At 40.6% G+C, this 19,958-nt stretch carries 20 protein-coding genes; 19 read left to right on the top strand and 1 reads right to left on the bottom strand.

The annotated features are described in order from the left end of the window. Positions 1-507: 507 nt before the first annotated feature. Entirely contained in the window at positions 508-1,074 is a 567-nt protein-coding gene (rpoE, locus tag MLE13_RS11155; protein ID WP_240749778.1) for a DNA-directed RNA polymerase subunit delta, read from the top strand. Positions 1,075-1,231: 157 nt separating this feature from the next. Then, a complete protein-coding gene (locus tag MLE13_RS11150) occupies positions 1,232-2,830 on the top strand; it encodes a CTP synthase (protein WP_240749777.1) in 1,599 nt (532 codons plus the stop codon). A gap of 52 nt (positions 2,831-2,882) precedes the next feature. Here the strand turns inward: MLE13_RS11150 and MLE13_RS11145 are convergent, their stop codons facing one another. Continuing rightward, a complete protein-coding gene (locus MLE13_RS11145) occupies positions 2,883-3,368 on the bottom strand; it encodes a DUF2529 family protein (protein WP_240749776.1) in 486 nt (161 codons plus the stop codon). A gap of 48 nt (positions 3,369-3,416) precedes the next feature. Between MLE13_RS11145 and MLE13_RS11140 the strand changes: the two genes are divergently transcribed. The 17 genes from MLE13_RS11140 to upp all read left to right on the top strand — a co-directional run bounded on the left by MLE13_RS11140 (position 3,417) and on the right by upp (position 19,947). Beyond that, complete coding sequence (locus tag MLE13_RS11140; RefSeq protein WP_240749775.1) at positions 3,417-3,773, top strand: response regulator; 357 nt, start codon at positions 3,417-3,419, stop codon at positions 3,771-3,773. An 87-nt stretch (positions 3,774-3,860) separates the two neighbouring features. Next, a complete protein-coding gene (locus MLE13_RS11135) occupies positions 3,861-4,718 on the top strand; it encodes a class II fructose-bisphosphate aldolase (RefSeq protein WP_240749774.1) in 858 nt (285 codons plus the stop codon). Between the two features lie 80 nt (positions 4,719-4,798). Next, on the top strand, positions 4,799-5,446 hold the full coding sequence (gene fsa, locus MLE13_RS11130; protein ID WP_008432977.1) for a fructose-6-phosphate aldolase: 648 nt from the start codon (positions 4,799-4,801) through the stop codon (positions 5,444-5,446). A gap of 172 nt (positions 5,447-5,618) precedes the next feature. Continuing rightward, the gene (locus MLE13_RS11125) at positions 5,619-6,917 is read left to right on the top strand and encodes a UDP-N-acetylglucosamine 1-carboxyvinyltransferase (protein WP_240749773.1); all 1,299 of its coding nucleotides are present in this window, start codon (positions 5,619-5,621) and stop codon (positions 6,915-6,917) included. 73 nt (positions 6,918-6,990) lie between these two features. Beyond that, positions 6,991-7,956, top strand: a complete 966-nt coding sequence (gene glpX, locus MLE13_RS11120; RefSeq protein ID WP_008432979.1) for a class II fructose-bisphosphatase — start codon at positions 6,991-6,993, stop codon at positions 7,954-7,956. A gap of 129 nt (positions 7,957-8,085) precedes the next feature. Continuing rightward, complete coding sequence (gene rho / locus MLE13_RS11115) at positions 8,086-9,369, top strand: transcription termination factor Rho (RefSeq protein WP_240749772.1); 1,284 nt, start codon at positions 8,086-8,088, stop codon at positions 9,367-9,369. Between the two features lie 150 nt (positions 9,370-9,519). Further along, a complete protein-coding gene (gene rpmE / locus MLE13_RS11110) occupies positions 9,520-9,735 on the top strand; it encodes a 50S ribosomal protein L31 (protein ID WP_008432981.1) in 216 nt (71 codons plus the stop codon). Positions 9,736-10,065: 330 nt separating this feature from the next. Further along, positions 10,066-10,659, top strand: coding sequence for a thymidine kinase (locus MLE13_RS11105; protein WP_008432982.1), 594 nt, complete (start codon positions 10,066-10,068; stop codon positions 10,657-10,659). Positions 10,660-10,987: 328 nt separating this feature from the next. Further along, positions 10,988-12,067: a peptide chain release factor 1 gene (gene prfA, locus MLE13_RS11100; protein ID WP_240749771.1), complete on the top strand. Its 1,080-nt coding sequence runs from the start codon at positions 10,988-10,990 to the stop codon at positions 12,065-12,067. Then, the gene (gene prmC / locus MLE13_RS11095) at positions 12,054-12,911 is read left to right on the top strand and encodes a peptide chain release factor N(5)-glutamine methyltransferase (protein WP_240749770.1); all 858 of its coding nucleotides are present in this window, start codon (positions 12,054-12,056) and stop codon (positions 12,909-12,911) included. The genes prfA and prmC overlap by 14 nt, the downstream gene beginning before the upstream one ends. Positions 12,912-13,000: 89 nt before the next feature. Then, complete coding sequence (locus MLE13_RS11090; RefSeq protein WP_240749769.1) at positions 13,001-13,993, top strand: L-threonylcarbamoyladenylate synthase; 993 nt, start codon at positions 13,001-13,003, stop codon at positions 13,991-13,993. 21 nt (positions 13,994-14,014) lie between these two features. Next, positions 14,015-14,443 (top strand): low molecular weight protein arginine phosphatase, encoded by a 429-nt coding sequence (locus MLE13_RS11085; protein WP_240749768.1) that lies wholly within the window; start codon positions 14,015-14,017, stop codon positions 14,441-14,443. 148 nt (positions 14,444-14,591) lie between these two features. Next, a complete protein-coding gene (rpiB, locus tag MLE13_RS11080; RefSeq protein ID WP_008432989.1) occupies positions 14,592-15,029 on the top strand; it encodes a ribose 5-phosphate isomerase B in 438 nt (145 codons plus the stop codon). A 12-nt stretch (positions 15,030-15,041) separates the two neighbouring features. Then, positions 15,042-15,626 carry a TIGR01440 family protein gene (locus MLE13_RS11075; protein WP_240749767.1) on the top strand — a complete coding sequence of 195 codons (585 nt, stop codon included), beginning with the start codon at positions 15,042-15,044 and terminating at the stop codon, positions 15,624-15,626. After that, positions 15,613-16,848 carry a serine hydroxymethyltransferase gene (gene glyA / locus MLE13_RS11070; protein WP_240749766.1) on the top strand — a complete coding sequence of 412 codons (1,236 nt, stop codon included), beginning with the start codon at positions 15,613-15,615 and terminating at the stop codon, positions 16,846-16,848. Before MLE13_RS11075 ends, glyA begins: the two co-directional genes overlap by 14 nt. A gap of 132 nt (positions 16,849-16,980) precedes the next feature. Further along, on the top strand, positions 16,981-19,158 hold the full coding sequence (locus MLE13_RS11065; protein ID WP_240749765.1) for a bifunctional diguanylate cyclase/phosphodiesterase: 2,178 nt from the start codon (positions 16,981-16,983) through the stop codon (positions 19,156-19,158). A gap of 159 nt (positions 19,159-19,317) precedes the next feature. Continuing rightward, positions 19,318-19,947: a uracil phosphoribosyltransferase gene (gene upp, locus MLE13_RS11060; protein ID WP_008432996.1), complete on the top strand. Its 630-nt coding sequence runs from the start codon at positions 19,318-19,320 to the stop codon at positions 19,945-19,947. Positions 19,948-19,958: the final 11 nt, after the last annotated feature.

Genomic DNA, 19,958 nt, shown 5'->3' with positions numbered 1-19,958 from the left:
GAGAGAAAAACGCGCGATGCGGGAGAAAAACGCGCGATGCGGGAGAAAAACGCGCGATGCAGAAAAAATACGCGCGTTCCCACAAAAATACGCACACTCAGCAAGAATTCGGGAAAAAATAGAAATCCCAAAATAATTAATTCCAAAAACATCCTCCCTCGATCAAAAGTGTGACGCATAAATTGCGCGTTTTCCTTTTTCAAAGACGGAGGCGGTCGATATCCCTCGCCATCTTCTGTATAATAAAAGAATACGTATCACAGAAATCAAGAAGGATGGATCCCATGCGAAAAGCTGTACACTACATAATCATCGCAATCTGTGTCATACTGATTTTCTTCCTGTACAATAAAGCTTTGGGATCGATTCCATTTATGGTTCTGGCGATTTATTTATTTTATTTCGGATGGAAACAAATAGATCCGAGAAAAAAGAATACACGGTAGCGGAGACTAGTTAGTTTGTATATAATGAATTAAGTTAAGAAGAAGAAGGGACGTGCACGGAATGAAAATTCGTGAATTATCTAAAGAAGAACTAATAGAAGAGTCGTTTGTTGACTTGACATATGCAATGTTGGAAGAAACGCACGAAACAAAAACCTATGCAGAACTCGTTGCAGAAATTGAAAAATTATTGAACTTGTCTAAAGAGGATATGAAAGATCGTTTAGTGCAATTCTATACGGATCTGAATATTGATGGACGCTTTTTAATCTTGGGCGAAAACCGTTGGGGTCTGCGTGAGTGGTACCCGGTTGAGCAAATTGAAGAAGAATCGGCACCAACTGTTAAAGCGCGTAAAAAGAAAGCAAAAGTTGCTGACGATGAAGGCTTTGACGATTTAGATGAATTGGCATTAGAAGATGAGTTGGAATTTGAAGATTTCGGCGAAGACGATGACGATGATGATGACGAAGATGAAGTGGTTAAATCGCCTATCGAAGTGCTTGATTTTGATGCGGATGACGACAAAGATGAAGACGACGTATTAGTTGAAGACTTGGATGGCAATATCATCGATGACGAAGATGATGACGAAGACGAAGACGACGAAGAAGATGACTTGAAGTAATCTGAACATTTTTTCACCTTGACTTATGAGGCCAGACTGGATAATATTTTATTTGGGCTCCTTATAATAGGAGAGATGATTCGTACAGTTTACGCGCTCCCCTGCATGCAGCAGGCGGAGCGCTTTTTATTTTTTACCATTCGAGGAGGAAACAGGAATGACGAAGTATATATTTGTAACCGGTGGCGTTGTATCATCGCTCGGAAAAGGAATTATAGCGGCATCATTAGGCCGTTTATTAAAAAACAGAGGATTGAATGTAACAATTCAAAAATTCGATCCGTACATCAATATTGATCCAGGAACGATGAGTCCATATCAGCACGGGGAAGTTTTTGTGACGAACGACGGAGCAGAAACAGATTTGGATCTTGGTCATTACGAGCGCTTTATCGACATCAATTTAAATAAATACTCGAATGTGACAACAGGGAAAGTGTATTCGACTGTTATTCAAAAAGAACGTCGCGGCGATTACTTGGGCGGAACAGTTCAAGTTATTCCACATATCACGAATGAAATTAAAGACCGCTTATTGCGTGCTGCGAAAACTGCAAATGCCGATGTTGTTATCACTGAAATTGGTGGAACAGTTGGCGATATCGAATCACTGCCATTCTTAGAAGCGATTCGTCAAATGAAATCAGACCTTGGCCGTGAAGAAGTAATGTACGTTCACTGTACGTTAATCCCTTACCTTGGTGCAGCGAAAGAAATGAAGACAAAACCAACTCAGCATAGTGTAAAAGAGCTTCGTAGCCTTGGGATTCAACCAAACCTAATTGTTGTGCGTACAGAACACCCAGTGCCACAAGACATGAAAGATAAAATTGCGTTGTTCTGCGATATCAAATCAGAAGAAGTTATCGAATCACGCGATGTTGACGTGATTTACGAAATGCCTCTTCGTTTGCAAGAGCAGCATATGGACCAAATCGTTTTAGATCATTTCGGAATCGAAGCACCAGAAGCAGACATGACGGATTGGAAAGCACTTGTTGAGAAAGTACAATCTCTTAAAAAGAGCGTTCGTATCGGCCTAGTTGGTAAATATGTTGAGCTTCAAGATGCTTATATTTCTGTAGTAGAAGCGTTAAAACATGCCGGCTTTGCATTCGATTCTGAAATCGAAGTTGATTGGATTAATGCTGAACACGTAACTGCTGAAAATGTTGCAGAAAAACTAAAAGATTGCGATGGCATCTTAGTTCCTGGTGGATTTGGAGATCGTGGTGTTGAAGGGAAAATTGCAGCAACTCAGTATGCACGCGAAAACAATGTACCGTTCTTCGGTATTTGCTTAGGCATGCAATTGGCATCTGTAGAATTTGCTCGCAACATCATGAACTTAGAAGGCGCACATTCTTCAGAATTGAATGCGAAAACAGCTTTCCCAGTTATCGATTTACTACCTGAACAAAAAGACATCGAAGATTTAGGCGGTACACTTCGTCTTGGATTATACCCTGCGAAACTTGAAAAAGGTTCAAGAGCGCACGAAGCCTATGGCGAAGAGTTAGTATACGAAAGACACCGTCACCGTTATGAGTTTAACAACGAATACCGTGAAGCTTTCGAAAACGCTGGATTCAAATTTACAGGCACGAGCCCAGATGGTCGTCTAGTGGAAATTATTGAAGTGACTGACCACCCTTGGTTTGTGGCTTGTCAATTCCACCCAGAGTTTATCTCGCGTCCAAATCGTCCGCAACCATTGTTCCGTGACTTTGTTAAAGCGGCTATCGCTAACAAATAAACGACAAAAGCCTTCCCTTGAGAAAAGGGAAGGCTTTTGTATATAAAATTATTTATTCCACTAGTAGTTTATCAATGCGCAATTTAACGGCATAATAAACATAAAGGCCAGCTAAGGCATGCGGAACTAACGCAGCTTTGCCATCGTCCTGTACAAGGGAAGTTTCTTCACTAGTTAAGGGGAGGAAGGCATCGGCGAATTCACTGTCTTTTGAAGGTGGTGCAACAAGCGCAAACGGGATGCCAGCATCCGATAACCGACCGGCAAGTTCTGAAGCTTCGCTATTAGGTGTCAAAATGAAGACGCGATCGATACTCGTAACAATGCTTGCTGGTGACCATTCAGCCGCATTTTGCAAAGGTTCATCGCTATGCAATGCAACAGCTGTCACAGCTTTCATGTCACCGAAAGCAGCGATGAAAATTGTGCCTTCGGCGATAGCGGCTTGCGCTAACACAGCCGCGATGCTGTCGATTGCTTCATGTTCATATGAAAGACGCTCAAACAAGCGGGTCAATTGAATTGTGAATAAATCCATAAAATCACCTCGTTTAAAAAAGTATAGCAGATAAAGGAGGGGCTCTTTTTGAAAACCATTTTGATAGTAGATGATCAACCGGGAATCCGGCTGTTGTTAAAAGAGGTCTTCACGAAAGAAGGCTACCAAACAATAACAGCTGGAAGTGGTTTAGAGGCGATGGAAAAAGTTCAAGAAGTTCCACCAGACCTTGTCTTATTAGACATGAAAATTCCAGGGATGGATGGTATCGAAATCTTGAAACGCTTGAAAAAAAGCAACCCAAGCATTCATGTATTGATGATGACCGCTTATGGGGAACTTGATTTGATTAGAGAGTCCATTAATTGGGGCGCAGAGCATTATTTTACGAAGCCTTTTGATGTCTTTGAAGTGCGCGATGCCGTTAAGCAATTATTAGATTAGTAATTGTCGAAGAAGTAGCGTAAATAGTGGGTTTTTGATATAGTATAAAAGATATTCGCTTTAAACATTGCTGAGGAGGAAATTTAAATGCCGTTAGTTTCTATGAAAGAAATGATGATAAAAGGTAAAGAACAAGGATATGCAATTGGTCAATTCAATTTAAATAACTTGGAGTTTACACAAGCTATACTTCAAGCCGCACAAGAAGAAAACTCTCCAGTTATTTGTGGGGTTTCTGAAGGCGCTGCTCGTTACATGGGTGGATTCACAACAGTTGTTAATATGGTTAAAGGATTAATGCATGACTATAAAATTACAGTTCCCGTGGCAATTCATTTAGATCACGGTTCGAGCTTTGAAAAATGTAAAGAAGCAATTGATGCAGGATTCACATCAGTTATGATTGATGCTTCTCATCACCCGTTCGAAGAAAACATTGAAATCACAAAACAAGTGGTAGAATATGCTCGCCAAAATAATGTTTCTGTTGAAGCTGAATTAGGAACTGTTGGTGGACAAGAAGATGATATTATTGCTGACGGCGTTATTTATGCTGATCCACAAGAATGCAAGCAATTGGTCGATCAAACAGGTATTGATTGCCTAGCACCTGCTCTTGGTTCAGTTCATGGTCCTTACAAAGGAGAACCGAATCTAGGATTTAAAGAAATGGAAGAAATTTCACAGCATTGTGACGTGCCACTTGTTTTACACGGTGGAACAGGAATTCCGTTAAAAGATATTCAACGTTCTGTATCTCTAGGTACATCTAAAATTAACGTCAATACAGAAAGCCAAATTACATCAGCACAAGCAGTTCGTGATGCATTAAACAACGATCCAGATGTTTACGATCCACGTAAATACATGGGACCAGCTCGCGAAGCGATTAAAAAGACGGTAATGGGTAAAATGCGTGAGTTTGGAAGTTCTCAAAAAGCGTAAGTAGAAAACAAAAAAAGAGGCGAGAGAAGCGTTCAAAAGACGTCTTCTCTTTTTCCCATGATACTGGAGGAGAAAAAACTATGAAATTTTTTATTGATACAGCAAACTTTGATGAAATTAAAGAAGCACACGCTTGGGGGATTCTTTCAGGTGTTACTACAAATCCATCATTGGTGGCAAAAGAAAAAAATGTCTCATTCCATGATCGCTTAAAAGAAATCGCAGCACTTGTTGATGGATCAATTAGTGGAGAAGTTATTGCTCTTGATGCAGAAGGCATGATTAAAGAAGGTCGTGAGCTTGCAGATCTTGCTCCGAACATCACAGTGAAATTACCAATGACACCAGAAGGTTTGAAAGCTTGTTCAGTCCTTGCTTCAGAAGGCAAAAAAGTAAACGTTACATTGATCTTCAGCGCTAACCAAGCATTGCTTGCAGCACGTGCTGGAGCGGCTTACGTTTCACCATTCCTTGGGCGTCTTGATGATATCGGACATAACGGCATGGATTTAATCGCAACAATCGCAGAAATGTTTGCAATCCACGATATTTCTTCAGAAATTATTGCGGCATCTATCCGTCACCCACAGCACGTTACAGAAGCTGCTTTGAACGGTGCACATATTGCGACAATGCCGATTAAAGTTATGCATCAAATGTTCAAACACCCATTAACAGATCAAGGAATCGAAGCATTCCTTGCAGATTGGGAAAAACGTTCAGTTTAATTTAATATGAGATAAAAAATAATCAGCGTCCTTCTTACCCATAAAGTGGGAAGGTTGCTGACCGCTTAAGCGGAGAAAACCTAAGTTGTGATCGGCAATTCGTTTGATGGCCGAACCAATTGAACTTTTTAGGCTAGTTAACAGCCAGAAAAGTGGATAAAGGAGAAATTCAATGGATGTTTATAAAATAAAAGGCGGCAATCGCCTTTCCGGAACAATTAAAGTCAATGGTGCTAAAAATAGTGCAGTTGCTTTGATTCCTGCATCGATTTTGGCGAATTCGCCTGTATCGATTGAAGGATTACCGGGAATTTCTGATGCATGGACACTGAAAAGCATTTTGGAAGAAATCGGTGGAGAAGTAACGTTTGAAGATGGAACGATGACTATCGATCCAACGAAAATGATTGATATGCCATTACCAAACGGCAACGTCAAAAAATTGCGAGCTTCTTATTACATGATGGGCGCGATGCTTGGACGCTTTAAGCATGCCGCAATCGGTCTACCAGGCGGCTGTTTCTTAGGGCCTCGTCCAATTGACCAACATATTAAAGGTTTTGAAGCGCTTGGCGCAAAAGTAACAAACGAACATGGCGCAATTTATTTGCGTGCCGATGAACTTCGCGGAGCTAAAATTTACTTAGATGTAGTGAGTGTTGGAGCAACCATCAATATTATGTTGGCAGCTGTTATGGCAAAAGGTCAGACAACGATCGAAAATGCTGCAAAAGAGCCAGAAATTATTGATGTAGCAACGTTATTGACGAATATGGGTGCGAAAATCAAAGGCGCTGGAACGGATGTTATCCGAATCGACGGAGTTGAAGAATTGCATGGGACAAATCATACAATTATTCCTGACCGTATCGAAGCCGGAACATTTATGATTATGGCAGCTGCTGTAGGCGACGGCGTAACGATTGATAATGTTATTCCATTCCATATGGAAGCGTTGACTGCTAAATTACGTGAAATGGGCGTTGATGTGCAAGAAGGTGAAGAATCGATTTATATTCCAAAGTCGGATCAATTAAATGCAATTGATGTGAAAACATTGGTTTATCCTGGATTCCCTACCGATCTGCAACAGCCGTTTTCTGTCTTAATGACTCAAGCTCATGGATCTTCTATGATTACAGATACGATTTATTCAGCTCGCTTTAAGCATATTGATGAACTTCGTCGGATGAATGCAAGTGGTCGTGTGGAAGGAAGAGCTGCGATTGTGACAGGTCCAACTCCATTGACATCTGCAACCGTAGTAGCATCTGATTTACGTGCAGGAGCAGCTTTAGTAATTGCTGGTTTACTCGCAGAAGGTGAAACTGAAATTCGTGAAATTTATCATATCGAACGAGGCTATTCATCTATTATCGAAAAATTACAAGGTTTAGGTGCTGATATCCGGAGAGAAACAATTGATCCGATAACAAGCATGAAGTCTGACCTTAGCCAAGATGCGAATTGACTCTCTTTTAGTGCAAAAATATATGCTACAATAATACAGATATAGTTAATGCCGAACGGGAGGAACTAATAGTATGGAACGAAGTCTATCGATGGAATTAGTACGGATCACCGAAGCGGCAGCAATTGCTTCTTCAAAATGGATGGGCCGTGGCTTGAAAAACGAAGCAGATGACGCAGCAACTACGGCTATGAGAACAGTATTTGATACGATTCCTATGCGTGGAGTTGTCGTCATTGGTGAAGGTGAAATGGACGAGGCACCTATGCTTTATATCGGTGAAGAGTTAGGAACAGGTAATGGTCCAGAAGTGGATGTTGCCGTAGATCCTCTAGAAGGTACAAATATTGTCGCAGCGGGTGGATGGAATGCGTTAGCAGTTCTAGCAATCGCTGACCGCGGTAACCTTTTAAATGCACCGGATATGTATATGGAAAAAATTGCGGTTGGCCCGGAATCAGTCGGCAAAATCGATATTAATGCACCCGTTATTGATAACCTTCGTGCAGTGGCAAAAGCCAAAAATAAAAACATCGAAGAAGTTGTTGCTACATTGATGGATCGACCACGTCATCAAGACATCATCGATCAAATCCGTGCAGCAGGCGCTCGTATCAAACTAATTTCGGATGGCGATGTAGCTGGTGCGATTAATACAGCGTTTGACCAAACCGGAGTCGATATTTTATTCGGTATCGGTGGTGCACCGGAAGGCGTTATTGCTGCAGTTGGCTTGAAATGCCTCGGTGGTGAAATCCAAGGGAAACTTCTTCCTCAAAATGAAGAAGAAGCACAGCGTTGCATCGACATGGGCATTGACGTAAGCAAAGTCTTAATGATGGATGACCTTGTTAAAGGCGATGACGCTATTTTTGCAGCAACTGGTGTTACTGACGGCGAACTGCTAAAAGGCGTTCAACTAAAAGGTGGTTTTGCAGAAAGCCATACATTGGTTATGCGAGCGAAATCAGGAACAATCCGCTTTATCGAAGGGCGTCACAGCCTGCAGAAAAAGCCAAATCTTGTAATGAACGATTAACGATCCTACTTCATAAAATGAGTCCGGCATTTTGCCGGACTTCTTCTTTAAAGATCTTCTCAATCATTCACTACTGATCCTCAATAATTCTACAAACAAAATAATACAAATAAGAGTGGTGTCCGATACATGGCAACGATTACAATCTCCGCATTGGAGAATATGACGTTAAAAGAGCTTTATAATTTAGCGAAAGAATACAAACTAACGAATTACAGTAAGCTAACTAAAAAGGAACTTATTTTTGCGATTTTGAAAACACGCGCAGAGCAAGAAGGCTTTTTCTTTATGGAAGGCGTACTAGAAATTATTCAATCAGAAGGATTTGGTTTCTTGCGACCAATCAACTACTCGCCAAGTTCTCAAGACATTTACATTTCGGCTTCACAAATACGCCGTTTTGACTTGAGAAATGGTGATAAAGTTTCAGGGAAAGTGCGTCCACCAAAAGAAAATGAACGTTACTTTGGCTTGCTTCAAGTAGAAGCGGTGAACGGCGAAGATCCAGAAGTGGCAAAAGAACGCGTCCATTTCCCAGGACTTACTCCGCTTTATCCAGATCGCCACATTCGTTTAGAAACGACACCGGCACATTTGTCTACACGCATCATGGATTTAGTTTCACCTGTTGGATTTGGTCAGCGTGGCTTGATTGTAGCGCCACCAAAAGCAGGGAAGACCATGTTGTTAAAAGAAATCGCCAATTCGATTACAACCAATCACCCAGAAGCCGAATTAATCGTTTTACTAATCGATGAACGTCCTGAAGAAGTGACGGATATCGAACGGTCTGTAAACGCTGATGTGGTGTCATCGACATTTGATGAAGTACCTGAAAATCACGTGAAAGTGGCAGAACTTGTTCTTGAACGTGCAATGCGCCTTGTTGAACATAAGCGCGATGTTGTTATTTTAATGGATTCGATTACTCGTTTAGCACGAGCATATAATTTGGTTATTCCGCCAAGTGGTCGTACACTATCAGGAGGAATTGATCCAGCAGCTTTCCATAGACCTAAACGCTTTTTTGGAGCAGCACGTAATATTGAAGAAGGTGGCAGTTTAACAATTTTAGCCACAGCTTTAGTAGAAACTGGATCACGTATGGACGAAGTCATTTATGAGGAATTTAAAGGAACAGGTAATATGGAATTGCATCTTGATCGTTCTTTGGCAGAGCGCCGTATTTTCCCAGCACTTGATATTCGACGTTCTGGTACACGTAAAGAAGAATTGCTTATCGAACCAAAGCAGCTTGAAAAGCTTTGGACGATTCGAAAAACTTTCTCGGATACGCATGATTTTGGTGAGCGTTTCTTGAAGAAGTTAGGCCAAACAGATACCAATGAAGAATTTTTCGAGCAATTGGCTACGGAAATGAAAACGCATCGAAGCAATAAGCAGATGATCTAACTACTTGCAAAAAATGCAGGGATTTGATATGATATTGTTAGTGATTTAAATCAAAGCTATTGCATATCCGGTCTAAAGAACCGTGTAAGGCAATAGTAAAATAGATTAAACTCTGTTCCAGATGGTTCAGGGCGAGAGGAGAAAATTATTATGAAAACAGGAATTCACCCAGATTACAAACAAGCTACAGTAACTTGCTCATGTGGGAACTCTTTCACAACTGGTTCTGTAAAAGAAAACATCAACGTTGAGCTTTGCTCTGAGTGTCATCCATTCTACACTGGACGTCAGAAATTCGCAGCAGCAGACGGCCGCGTAGATCGTTTCAACAAAAAGTACGGCTTAAAAGAAGAAATCAACGAGTAATATTTGCTCAGCATCAGACTGGAATTGGGAATTTTCAATTTGCAAATTTCCATCATCCAGTCTTTTGCTTTCAAGTATCAATTAAAATTATACCTGCCTCGCGCGAAAACGCCAGGCGGGTATTTTTTTCGTTTTAAATCTGAAAAAACACCTTACATATCCCAAAAAATCAGCAGAATGCAGCATTATTTTGGTATGATAAATAGAAAGCTTATTTGGTGAAAATACGCTTTTTATCAAGAATATAAGCCTGTAGATAGCATCACCTATTAGCATAATAAAAGCCATGGTAAAGGTAACATAACAAAGTGTTTGAAAGGGGTCTCACCTATGTATGTCATGAAACAAACGGGATGGGTCGAACTGATTTGCGGGAGCATGTTTTCCGGGAAATCAGAAGAGCTGATCCGTCGTGTCCGCCGTTCCCAATTCGCAAAACAAAAAATTGCTGTTTTTAAACCGAAAATCGATGACCGTTACAGTAAAGAAGCGGTTGTTTCGCATAATGGTGCAACTGTGATTGCACTCCCAATTTCCCGTTCTTCTGAAATGTGGGATTACATCACAGACGAATTTGATGTAATTGCTATAGATGAAGCTCAATTTTTTGATGAAGCCATTATCGAAAATGTTCAAAAACTTGCCAATCACGGTTTCCGTGTAATTGTTGCGGGATTAGACCAAGACTTTAGAGGTCGTCCGTTCGGACCAATGCCAGCTCTACTTGCAATCGCTGAGCAAGTGACAAAACTTCAAGCAGTTTGTACAGTTTGTGGTTCTCCCGCAAGCCGAACTCAACGTTTGATCGACGGAAAACCAGCAGGCTCAGATGACCCAACAATTTTAGTGGGTGCATCAGAAGCATACGAACCGCGCTGCCGCCATCATCACGAAGTTCCAACAGGTGTAACTGTTAGCGAATAAACTCTTAAAACTTACTACCTGATAATTATCGGGAATTTTTAATAGTATTTATTTAGTAAGATATGGAGCAAACTAGAGGCGACTCTGCTAATTTGCTCCATATCTCAAATATACTTTGACTGTAATCAATAGCTGCTTATAAAGTTTTACAGCATATTTAGAAGAAAAAGCGGAAGGCGGCGACTCCTAGGGGATCAGGACGAGCTGAAGACCCTGGACTGAGCAAAGCGAGGGAAGCGGCTGAAGCCGGCCCCCCTGGAAAGCGTCCGCCTGGAGCGATTTCTTCATTAGAATAAATAACCAAAAATTAGAACTTGAGGTGACACCTATGTTTGATCGATTACAATCAGTAGAAGATCGGTATGACCGTTTAAATGAATTGCTAAGTGATCCAGATATCGTTAGTGATACCAACAAACTACGTGACTATTCAAAAGAACAGTCAGACTTACAAGAGACGGTTGAAACGTACCGTGAATATAAAGATTTAACAACTCAATTGACTGAAGCGAAAGCGATGTTTGATGAGAAAATGGATGCCGACATGCGTGAAATGGTCAAAGAAGAAGTCAATGAACTCGACCAGCAGGTTTCTGTTGTAGAAGAACGCCTTCACAAATTATTGATTCCGAAAGATCCTAATGATGACAAAAACGTTATTATGGAAATCCGCGGAGCAGCAGGTGGAGACGAAGCGGCTTTGTTCGCGGGAGACTTATACCGCATGTATACGCGTTTTGCTGAATCTAATGGCTGGAAAATACAAGTAATGGATTCAAACCCAACCGGTCTTGGCGGATTCAAGGAAATCGTCTTTATGATCACCGGTAAAGGTGCTTACTCGAAAATGAAATACGAAAACGGCGCACACCGCGTTCAACGAGTTCCTGAAACAGAATCAGGCGGACGGATTCATACGTCAACTGCCACTGTAGCTTGTTTGCCAGAAGTCGAAGAAGTTGAAGTCGATATTCATGAAAATGATATCCGTACCGATACGTATGCATCTTCAGGAGCGGGCGGACAATCAGTTAACACGACAATGTCAGCTGTTCGATTGACGCATCTTCCAACAAATACAGTTGTAACGTGTCAAGATGAGAAATCGCAAATTAAAAACAAAGCGAGTGCAATGAAAGTATTGCGTGCGCGTGTTTATGAAAAATTCCAACAAGAAGCTCAAGCTGAATACGATGCAGTCCGCAAATCAGCTGTTGGAACGGGAGACCGTTCTGAACGAATCCGGACATATAACTTCCCTCAAAACCGTGTAACTGATCACCGAATCGGATTGACGATTCAAAAGTTAGATCAAATTTTGCAAGGGAAAATGGATGAAGTTATCGATGCACTAATTATTGAAGAGCAATCGGCTCGTATGGAAAGTTTGAATAATGACCAATCCTAAGTATGTTTTTGAGGCCCTGAAGAGGGCTTCTTCTTTTTTACTGGAACACGGCCGTGAAGAAGGAGCTGCACGAATTCTTCTTCAGCACGAACTCGGTCTTTCGTATTCAGGGTTAATCGCCTCTATGAGAGATGAAATAAGTAAAGTGCAATGGGAGAAGTTCTGGACAAATATTGAACAACACGCAAGAGGAATTCCTGTCCAACATTTGACAGGTACCGAAGAATTTTATGGTAGGAAATTTCGCGTAAATGCAGATGTGTTAATTCCAAGACCAGAAACAGAAGAGTTAATAGAAGAAACATTGCAACTAATCGAACGCCATATGCTGAAAAAAAAGTTAGCACTTGCAGATATTGGCACTGGAAGTGGTATTATTGCGATCACAATGAAATGCGAATTGCCGCAAGCACAAGTCACTGCAACAGATATCTCGCAGCCAGCGTTACAAACAGCAGCAGAAAATGCAGAAGAATTAAATGCTGATGTTGACTTTCGGTTAGGAGATTTAACGAAACCAATTGAAAGTGAAAAATGGGACGTTATTTTATCCAATCCGCCTTATATTGCTTATGAGGAGGCACCAGGCTTGTCAGATAGCGTTCGTGATTTTGAACCGCATCATGCATTATTTGCAGATAATGAAGGGTTAGCGCTGTATGAAGAAATGGCCAAACAATTTCCGAAAATGCTAAATAAACCTGGAATTATTGGTTTTGAAATAGGTTATCAACAAGGAGTAGCAGTTCAAAAAATGCTAAAAGATGCTTTTCCGGAGGCTTTCGTCTATTGTAAAAAAGATATCAACAAAAACGACCGAATGGTTTTTGCGATAATTGAGTAGCTTATACACATATTACGCACAAGCTGAATGTTTTTATCCACAGTTCGTGGATAAAAATTGAAAAACCCTTAAAAATAGGAGTTGTTCGTGTGAAAACGGAAATGATTGTTGTGGATAAAAATGTAGATGAAGAAAATAGTTATGCACAAGCTGTGGAAATCTTGAAATCAGGTGAAGTTGTTGCTTTTCCAACAGAAACGGTATATGGATTAGGGGCAGATGCGACAAATTTCGGAGCAGTTAGTAAAATATTCGAAGCAAAAGGACGTCCAGCTGACAATCCTTTAATTGTTCATGTGGATTCGAAAGAATCTGCATTAAATTATGTGCAAGAAGTTTCACCAAAAGCATTGCAATGCATGGATGCTTTTTGGCCAGGTGCTTTAACGTTGATTATGCAAGCAAAGCCAGAAACGTTTGCAAATAATGTAACGGCAAACCTTCAAACAGTGGGAATTCGTGTGCCAAACCATCCTGTAGCGTTAAAGCTACTACAAGAAGTGAAATTACCTTTAGCTGCACCAAGCGCAAATACGAGTGGCAAGCCAAGTCCAACTTTAGCGAGCCATGTTCGTCATGACATGGATGGCAGAGTTCCATTAATTTTAGATGGAGGAGCTACAGAAATTGGCATAGAGTCAACTGTTTTGGATACAACTTGTGAACCACCAGTTATCTTGCGGCCTGGAAAAATAACAAAAGAGCAAATCGAGAGTGTGATTGGAACAATCCGTTCATCATCCGGAAACAAAAGCAATGTACCAAAATCTCCCGGGATGAAATATGCTCACTATGCTCCTACAGCTCCATTGTATTTAATCGAAGATGAAAAAGCTTTGATTGAAAAAGCAATACAATACGTTCAAGAAAAAGGTAAACGTGTAGCTGTTATTAGTGAGATGGATTACCCACTTGCTGATTTTAATTTTCCTTTATCAATGGAAAGTTTATATGCTAGTTTGCGTGAATGTGATTTAACTGACGCAGATTTAATTTTAGCGCCAGTGAAATCAAGTGACCAAGACCAGGTCGCATTGATGAATAGGCTCGAAAAAGCAGCAGACCATAAATGGTTTAGTTGATCGGGTGAGAGGAGATAGATGATGAGAATTCTTTTTGTTTGTACGGGAAATACATGCCGCAGTCCAATGGCTGAAGCAATTGTGACAGCTAAAAATTTAAAAGAAATAGAAGCTCGTTCTGCAGGAATATTTGCAGGAGCAGCGCCTCTTTCTGAAAACGCGCAGTCAGTATTGAGCCAACAACAAATTTCTTTTAGTCATACTTCAAAACCATTAGACAGAGAAGATTTGGAATGGGCAGAACTGGTCTTAACGATGACCAATTCGCATAAGACGGCGATATTGCAAGCTTACCCTGAAACAGCAACAAAGCTTTTTACTTTAAAAGAATTTGCAGCTGATTCAACGGCAGATGTTAGCGATCCTTACGGTGGACCACTCGCACTCTATGAAAATACATTCCAAGAGTTAAAATTGTTAATCGACAAATTAATTGTGAAGTTGACTTGAATGAAAAGACAGACAATCCGAGAGGCTAGTCTGTCTTTTTTGCGTGAAAATGGTAGAATTGATTTAAAGCGTAAAAGGTTTTCGGCATAATTCGACAATGTCGCTTTTACGGATCTATAAATTTGATTTCAAGAAAAGAGGGTTTACTATGAAAGTGGCAATCTCATCAGATCACGGCGGCAATAACTTGCGTAAAGAAATCGTTAATTTAATGAACGAAATCGGAATTGAATATCAGGATTTTGGTCCACATACAGACGACTCAGTAGATTATCCGGATTATGCAAAACCAGTTGCAGATCGTGTAGCAAGTGGAGAATTTGATCGTGGGATTTTGATTTGTGGCACAGGCATAGGCATGTCTATCTCTGCCAATAAAGTAAAAGGAATTCGTTGTGCACTTGTTCATGATGTCTTTAGCGCAAAAGCAACAAGAGGACATAATGATTCAAATATTTTAGCAATGGGTGAGCGCGTTATCGGTCCAGGACTTGCGCGTGAAATTGCTCAAACTTGGTTGACTGAAGAATTCGAAGGCGGCAGACACGAAAAACGCATCCAAAAAATCACAGACCTCGAAAAATAAGGAGGAGTCGACATGCAAACTTTATGGCAATTACAACTTGAAGAGGTTTTAAGTGAATTAGAGCAGCAGATCGAGTTCAGGAAAGGCCAAGTGTTTGTAGTCGGCTGTTCAACATCAGAAGTAGCAGGAAAGCGCATCGGAACAGGCGGCGGACTTGATATTGCAGAAAGTTTGTTTGAACCATTAGAAAAATTCGCAGCTCGTCACCAAATCTTTTTAGCATTTCAAGGTTGTGAGCATATTAACCGTGCATTGACAGTAGAACGTCGTGCAGCTGAAAAATACGGTTGGGAGCCTGTCTCTGTTGTTCCAGCTCCAAAAGCGGGTGGCTCAATGAGTGCATATGCATTCAGTAATATGGTCGATCCGGTAGTGGTGGAAGAAGTTCAGGCACATGCGGGAATAGACATTGGACAAACAATGATTGGAATGCATTTAAAAAGAGTTGCCGTTCCATTGCGTACTTCTGTTAAACTAGTAGGTGAAGCGATTGTGGCATCTGCAACGACACGGCCAAAATTAATTGGCGGTGAACGGGCACGCTATAATCGTGAGCTTGTTCAATCACGGGAGGGATATACGGATGGAATTGATTAAGACGCAAGACCCAGCAGTATATGAAGCGATGAATGCAGAGAAAGAAAGACAGGAAGCGAATATTGAATTAATCGCTTCGGAAAACTTTGTTTCACAAGCGGTAATGGATGCACAAGGATCGGTGTTAACGAACAAATATGCAGAAGGCTATCCGGGAAAACGTTATTACGGAGGCTGTGAACATGTAGATGTAGTCGAAAACATCGCTCGCGATCGTCTGAAAGAAATTTTTGGTGCAGACCACGCGAACGTTCAACCCCATTCTGGATCGCAAGCCAACATGGCTGTTTATACAGCGGTTCTAGAAAAAGGCGATACGGTTCTTGGGATGAACTTAAACCATGGCGGACATTTAACACATGGTAGCAAAGTGAATTTCAGTGGTATGCAATATAATTTCGTTGAGTACGGTGTGACTGAAGATGAGCAATTGGTTGATTACGAAGCAGTTCGTCAAGCAGCATTAGAACACAAGCCGAAAATGATTGTTGCTGGAGCAAGCGCTTATTCACGTCAATTGGATTTTGCTAAATTCCGTGAAATTGCTGACGAAATCGGAGCATACTTGATGGTTGATATGGCTCACATTGCTGGTCTAGTTGCTACTGGTGCTCATCCTAATCCAGTGCCACATGCCCATTTTGTTACATCGACTACGCATAAAACACTCCGTGGACCACGTGGTGGACTGATTCTCTGCAAAGAGGAATTTGCGAAAAAAATCGATAAAACAATTTTCCCTGGAATTCAAGGCGGTCCACTTATGCATGTAATTGCAGCTAAAGCTATTGCATTCGGTGAAGCACAAGAGCCTGAATTCAAAACCTATATTGAACAAGTCGTGAAAAATGCTGATGCATTGGCGAAAGCGCTAATTGCAGAAGGTGTAAATATCGTCTCTGGCGGCACAGACAATCACTTGCTGTTGCTCGACCTTCGCTCGTTAAACTTGACGGGTAAAGTTGCAGAACATGTTCTTGATGAAGTTGGTATTACGACAAACAAAAATACAATTCCTTTCGACCCAGAAAGCCCATTTGTTACTTCTGGTATTCGTCTAGGAACTGCTGCCGTAACTTCTCGTGGTTTTAAAGAAGAAGACATGAACGAAATTGCTGCGGTTATGGCAATGCTTCTGAAAAATCCGGAAGATGAAAATAGCAAAAAAGAAGCTGCAGAACGTGTTGCGAAATTAACTGCTGCGCATCCGTTATACAAATAAGTTCATACAGCTGCCAATTAAATATGTTGGCAGCTGTATTTTTATACTATAATAGAAGTATCCTCCAGAAATTGAGGGCTAATCTAATAAACTAGAACAAACTATACATATTCTTAAAAGGGGGCGCGTCGTATGCACACGCATGAATTAATGAGTGATAATAAAGTAATCATGGAGTGGCTACACCGTCTCGGTGTTAAATTTCATACATCGTTCTTGGTCATCAATTCTGAAATAGAAAGCCAGCCTATCGTTTATGCAAACGAGGCTTTCTTCAAAATGATTGGCTATAGTGAAGAAGAGACATTAGGACGTAATGGACGTTTTTTACATGGAGAAAAAACGTCACAAAAAGCTAGTGAAAATATACATGCTTGCATTGCTTCTGGGGAAACTGGAATCTTTGAAATCGTCAATTACCGGAAAAACGGCACACCTTTTTGGAATGAATTATCAATCCAACCGTTAACGTTTCCGGAAAAAAATCTTAAGTTCACGTTGTTGCTACAGCGTGATATTACGGAGCGAAAGCGTACAGAGGCTATGATCAAGCTTCAAAAGCAAACCTATAAAAAAATTGAAAGCGGTCATAAACTTAGTTCAATCCTGCAAAATATTTGCCATACGTGTGAATTGTTCTTTATTGATGGTGCGAAATGTACGGTTTTGTTAATCGATAATGAGGAAAGAATATACACGATTGGCGCCACTCAATCGATGCCAAAAGGCTTTGAAGAAGCGATTATTGGTTTAAAAGTAGAGGGAGATATAGGTACCTGTGGAGCTGCCTTTTACCGAGGTCAGCCAGTAATAGTTGAAGATATGACTACAGATTATTTGTGGAGACATCATCAACACTTGGTGAAAAAATATAGGTTAGCTTCAAGTTGGTCTATTCCAATTTCGAATGTGGAAGATGTAACCATCGGGACGTTTGGAATCTATTTTCCAGCGCCGGTAACGCCGGATGATAAAGATTTGAAATTCATGGAGGGTGTCGCCTCGATTGTGTCTCTTGCCATCAAGTACTCTCTTCAACATGAAGAAATTTTAAAGCTAGCTTACAGTGATGGGGATACAGATTTACCTAACCGAAATTATTTTAGAAACGAAATTGATAAATTGCTAAAAAAAGGCAAAGAAGGTTTTGTCGCTTTTATTTCAACAGATGAATATACCAAAGTTGTAGATCAATATGGCCATCGTGCAGGGGACGCACTCATGTATGAAATCGGGAAACGGTTAATAGTGCAACAAAATTCTTCGGAAAACTTGATTGCTCGTTTTTCAGATTCAACGTTATCGCTGTATAGCATCACGCCATTTGTCAAAATACCAGAATACCTCGAGCAACTTATGCGTGGATTTGCTGATCCTATCAAAGTTGGAGATATGGAATTATTCTTGACCTTGAAAATAGGTGTTGCCATTGTAATGCCGCATCAACAAGATTCCGAAGAGTTGATTAGGTGTTCAGATAGCGCGCTATCTCAAGCAAAGCTACGCACAGGTGAAGCAATTTGTTATTTTGAAAGTGAACTGGACGAATTTCTAATGAGAGATTTACGCGTTGCCAACGAATTGACGGCAGCATTAAACCGTAATGAAATTGGTGTTCATCTGCAGCCGAAAGTCGATTTGGAAACTGGCGAAGTTTTAAGTTTTGAAGCTTTGGCACGTTGGACATCCCCAGACTTAGGAGTTATTCCTCCGGATATTTTTATTCCTGCGGCTGAAAAAAATGGCAAAATACGTTTGTTAGAAAAAAGTATTTTAAAGCAAGTGCTAGAGTGGATGAAAAAAAGAGTAGATCAAGGTTTAAAACTGCGACAAGTAGCTATCAACATATCAGCTGATCATTTTTTCCATCATTCCTTTGTTCCGAACTTACTGGATATGACGACTGAATATGGAATTGAACCAAAGTGGATTCGATTAGAAATTACTGAACGCATTGGCTTTGTTGATATTGAAACTGCCAATAAAGTATTCAAGCACTTGAAATATTGCGGCTTTACAGCATCGATTGATGATTTTGGAACTGGGTATTCATCTCTTAGCTATCTCCAAAAGCTACCGATTGAAGAACTGAAAATTGATCGTTCATTTATCACGAATATGGATGAACCAGGAACTTTGGCGATCATCCAAACAATTATTCAACTTGCGAATAATTTAAATATGCATGCAGTTGCGGAAGGCGTAGAGACAGATAAAGAACGGAAGATTCTGTTGCGTCTTGGTTGTAAAGAAGGACAAGGCTATTTATTTTACAAGCCGATGCCACTTAACGAAGCGTTTCTATTATAGAAAGAACTGTAAAAACCAGAGATTTAGTCTCTGGTTTTTTTGTGCGAAAAATTCTATAGGCGAAAATAACTGAATAATACCAAAGCGGAATCTGACAACTTGAACGAAAGATTTTCTGTTATACTATTTAAGATAATGTTTGAAAAGGAGAGATAGGCCGTGGGAAAAGTATATGTTTTTGATCATCCATTGATCCAACATAAAGTGACTTACATCCGTGATAAGTCGACAGGTACAAAAGAATTTCGTGAATTGGTGGATGAAATTGCTACATTGATGGCATTTGAAATCACACGCGACTTGCCATTACAAGAAATCGATGTGGAAACACCGGTACAAATGGCTAAATCAAATGTTCTTGCAGGGAAAAAATTAGGCGTCGTTCCTATTTTACGCGCAGGAATTGGTATGGTAGATGGCATTTTGAAATTGATCCCAGCTGCTAAAGTGGGCCATATCGGTTTATACCGTGATCCAGTTACATTGCAACCAGTCGAATATTACTTGAAACTACCTTCTGATGTTCAAGAACGTGAATTTATCGTAGTTGATCCGATGCTTGCGACGGGTGGATCGGCAATTGAAGCAGTTAACTCGATGAAAAAACGAGGCGCTGTAAAAATTCGCTTTATGTGTATCATTGCAGCTCCTGAAGGTGTAGAAGCTTTACAAGAAGCGCATCCGGATGTAGACATCTTCATCGCGGCTTTAGATGAAAAGTTAAATGAAAAAGGATATATTGTCCCAGGTCTTGGAGATGCTGGCGACCGTTTATTCGGAACAAAATAAGAGAGCGAGGT

The organism is Planococcus halocryophilus, from assembly GCF_022489025.1.
GTDB lineage: Bacteria > Bacillota > Bacilli > Bacillales_A > Planococcaceae > Planococcus > Planococcus halocryophilus_A.
Note: the sequence above shows the minus strand (reverse complement) of the source record. Positions and strands in the feature narration are given on the sequence as shown.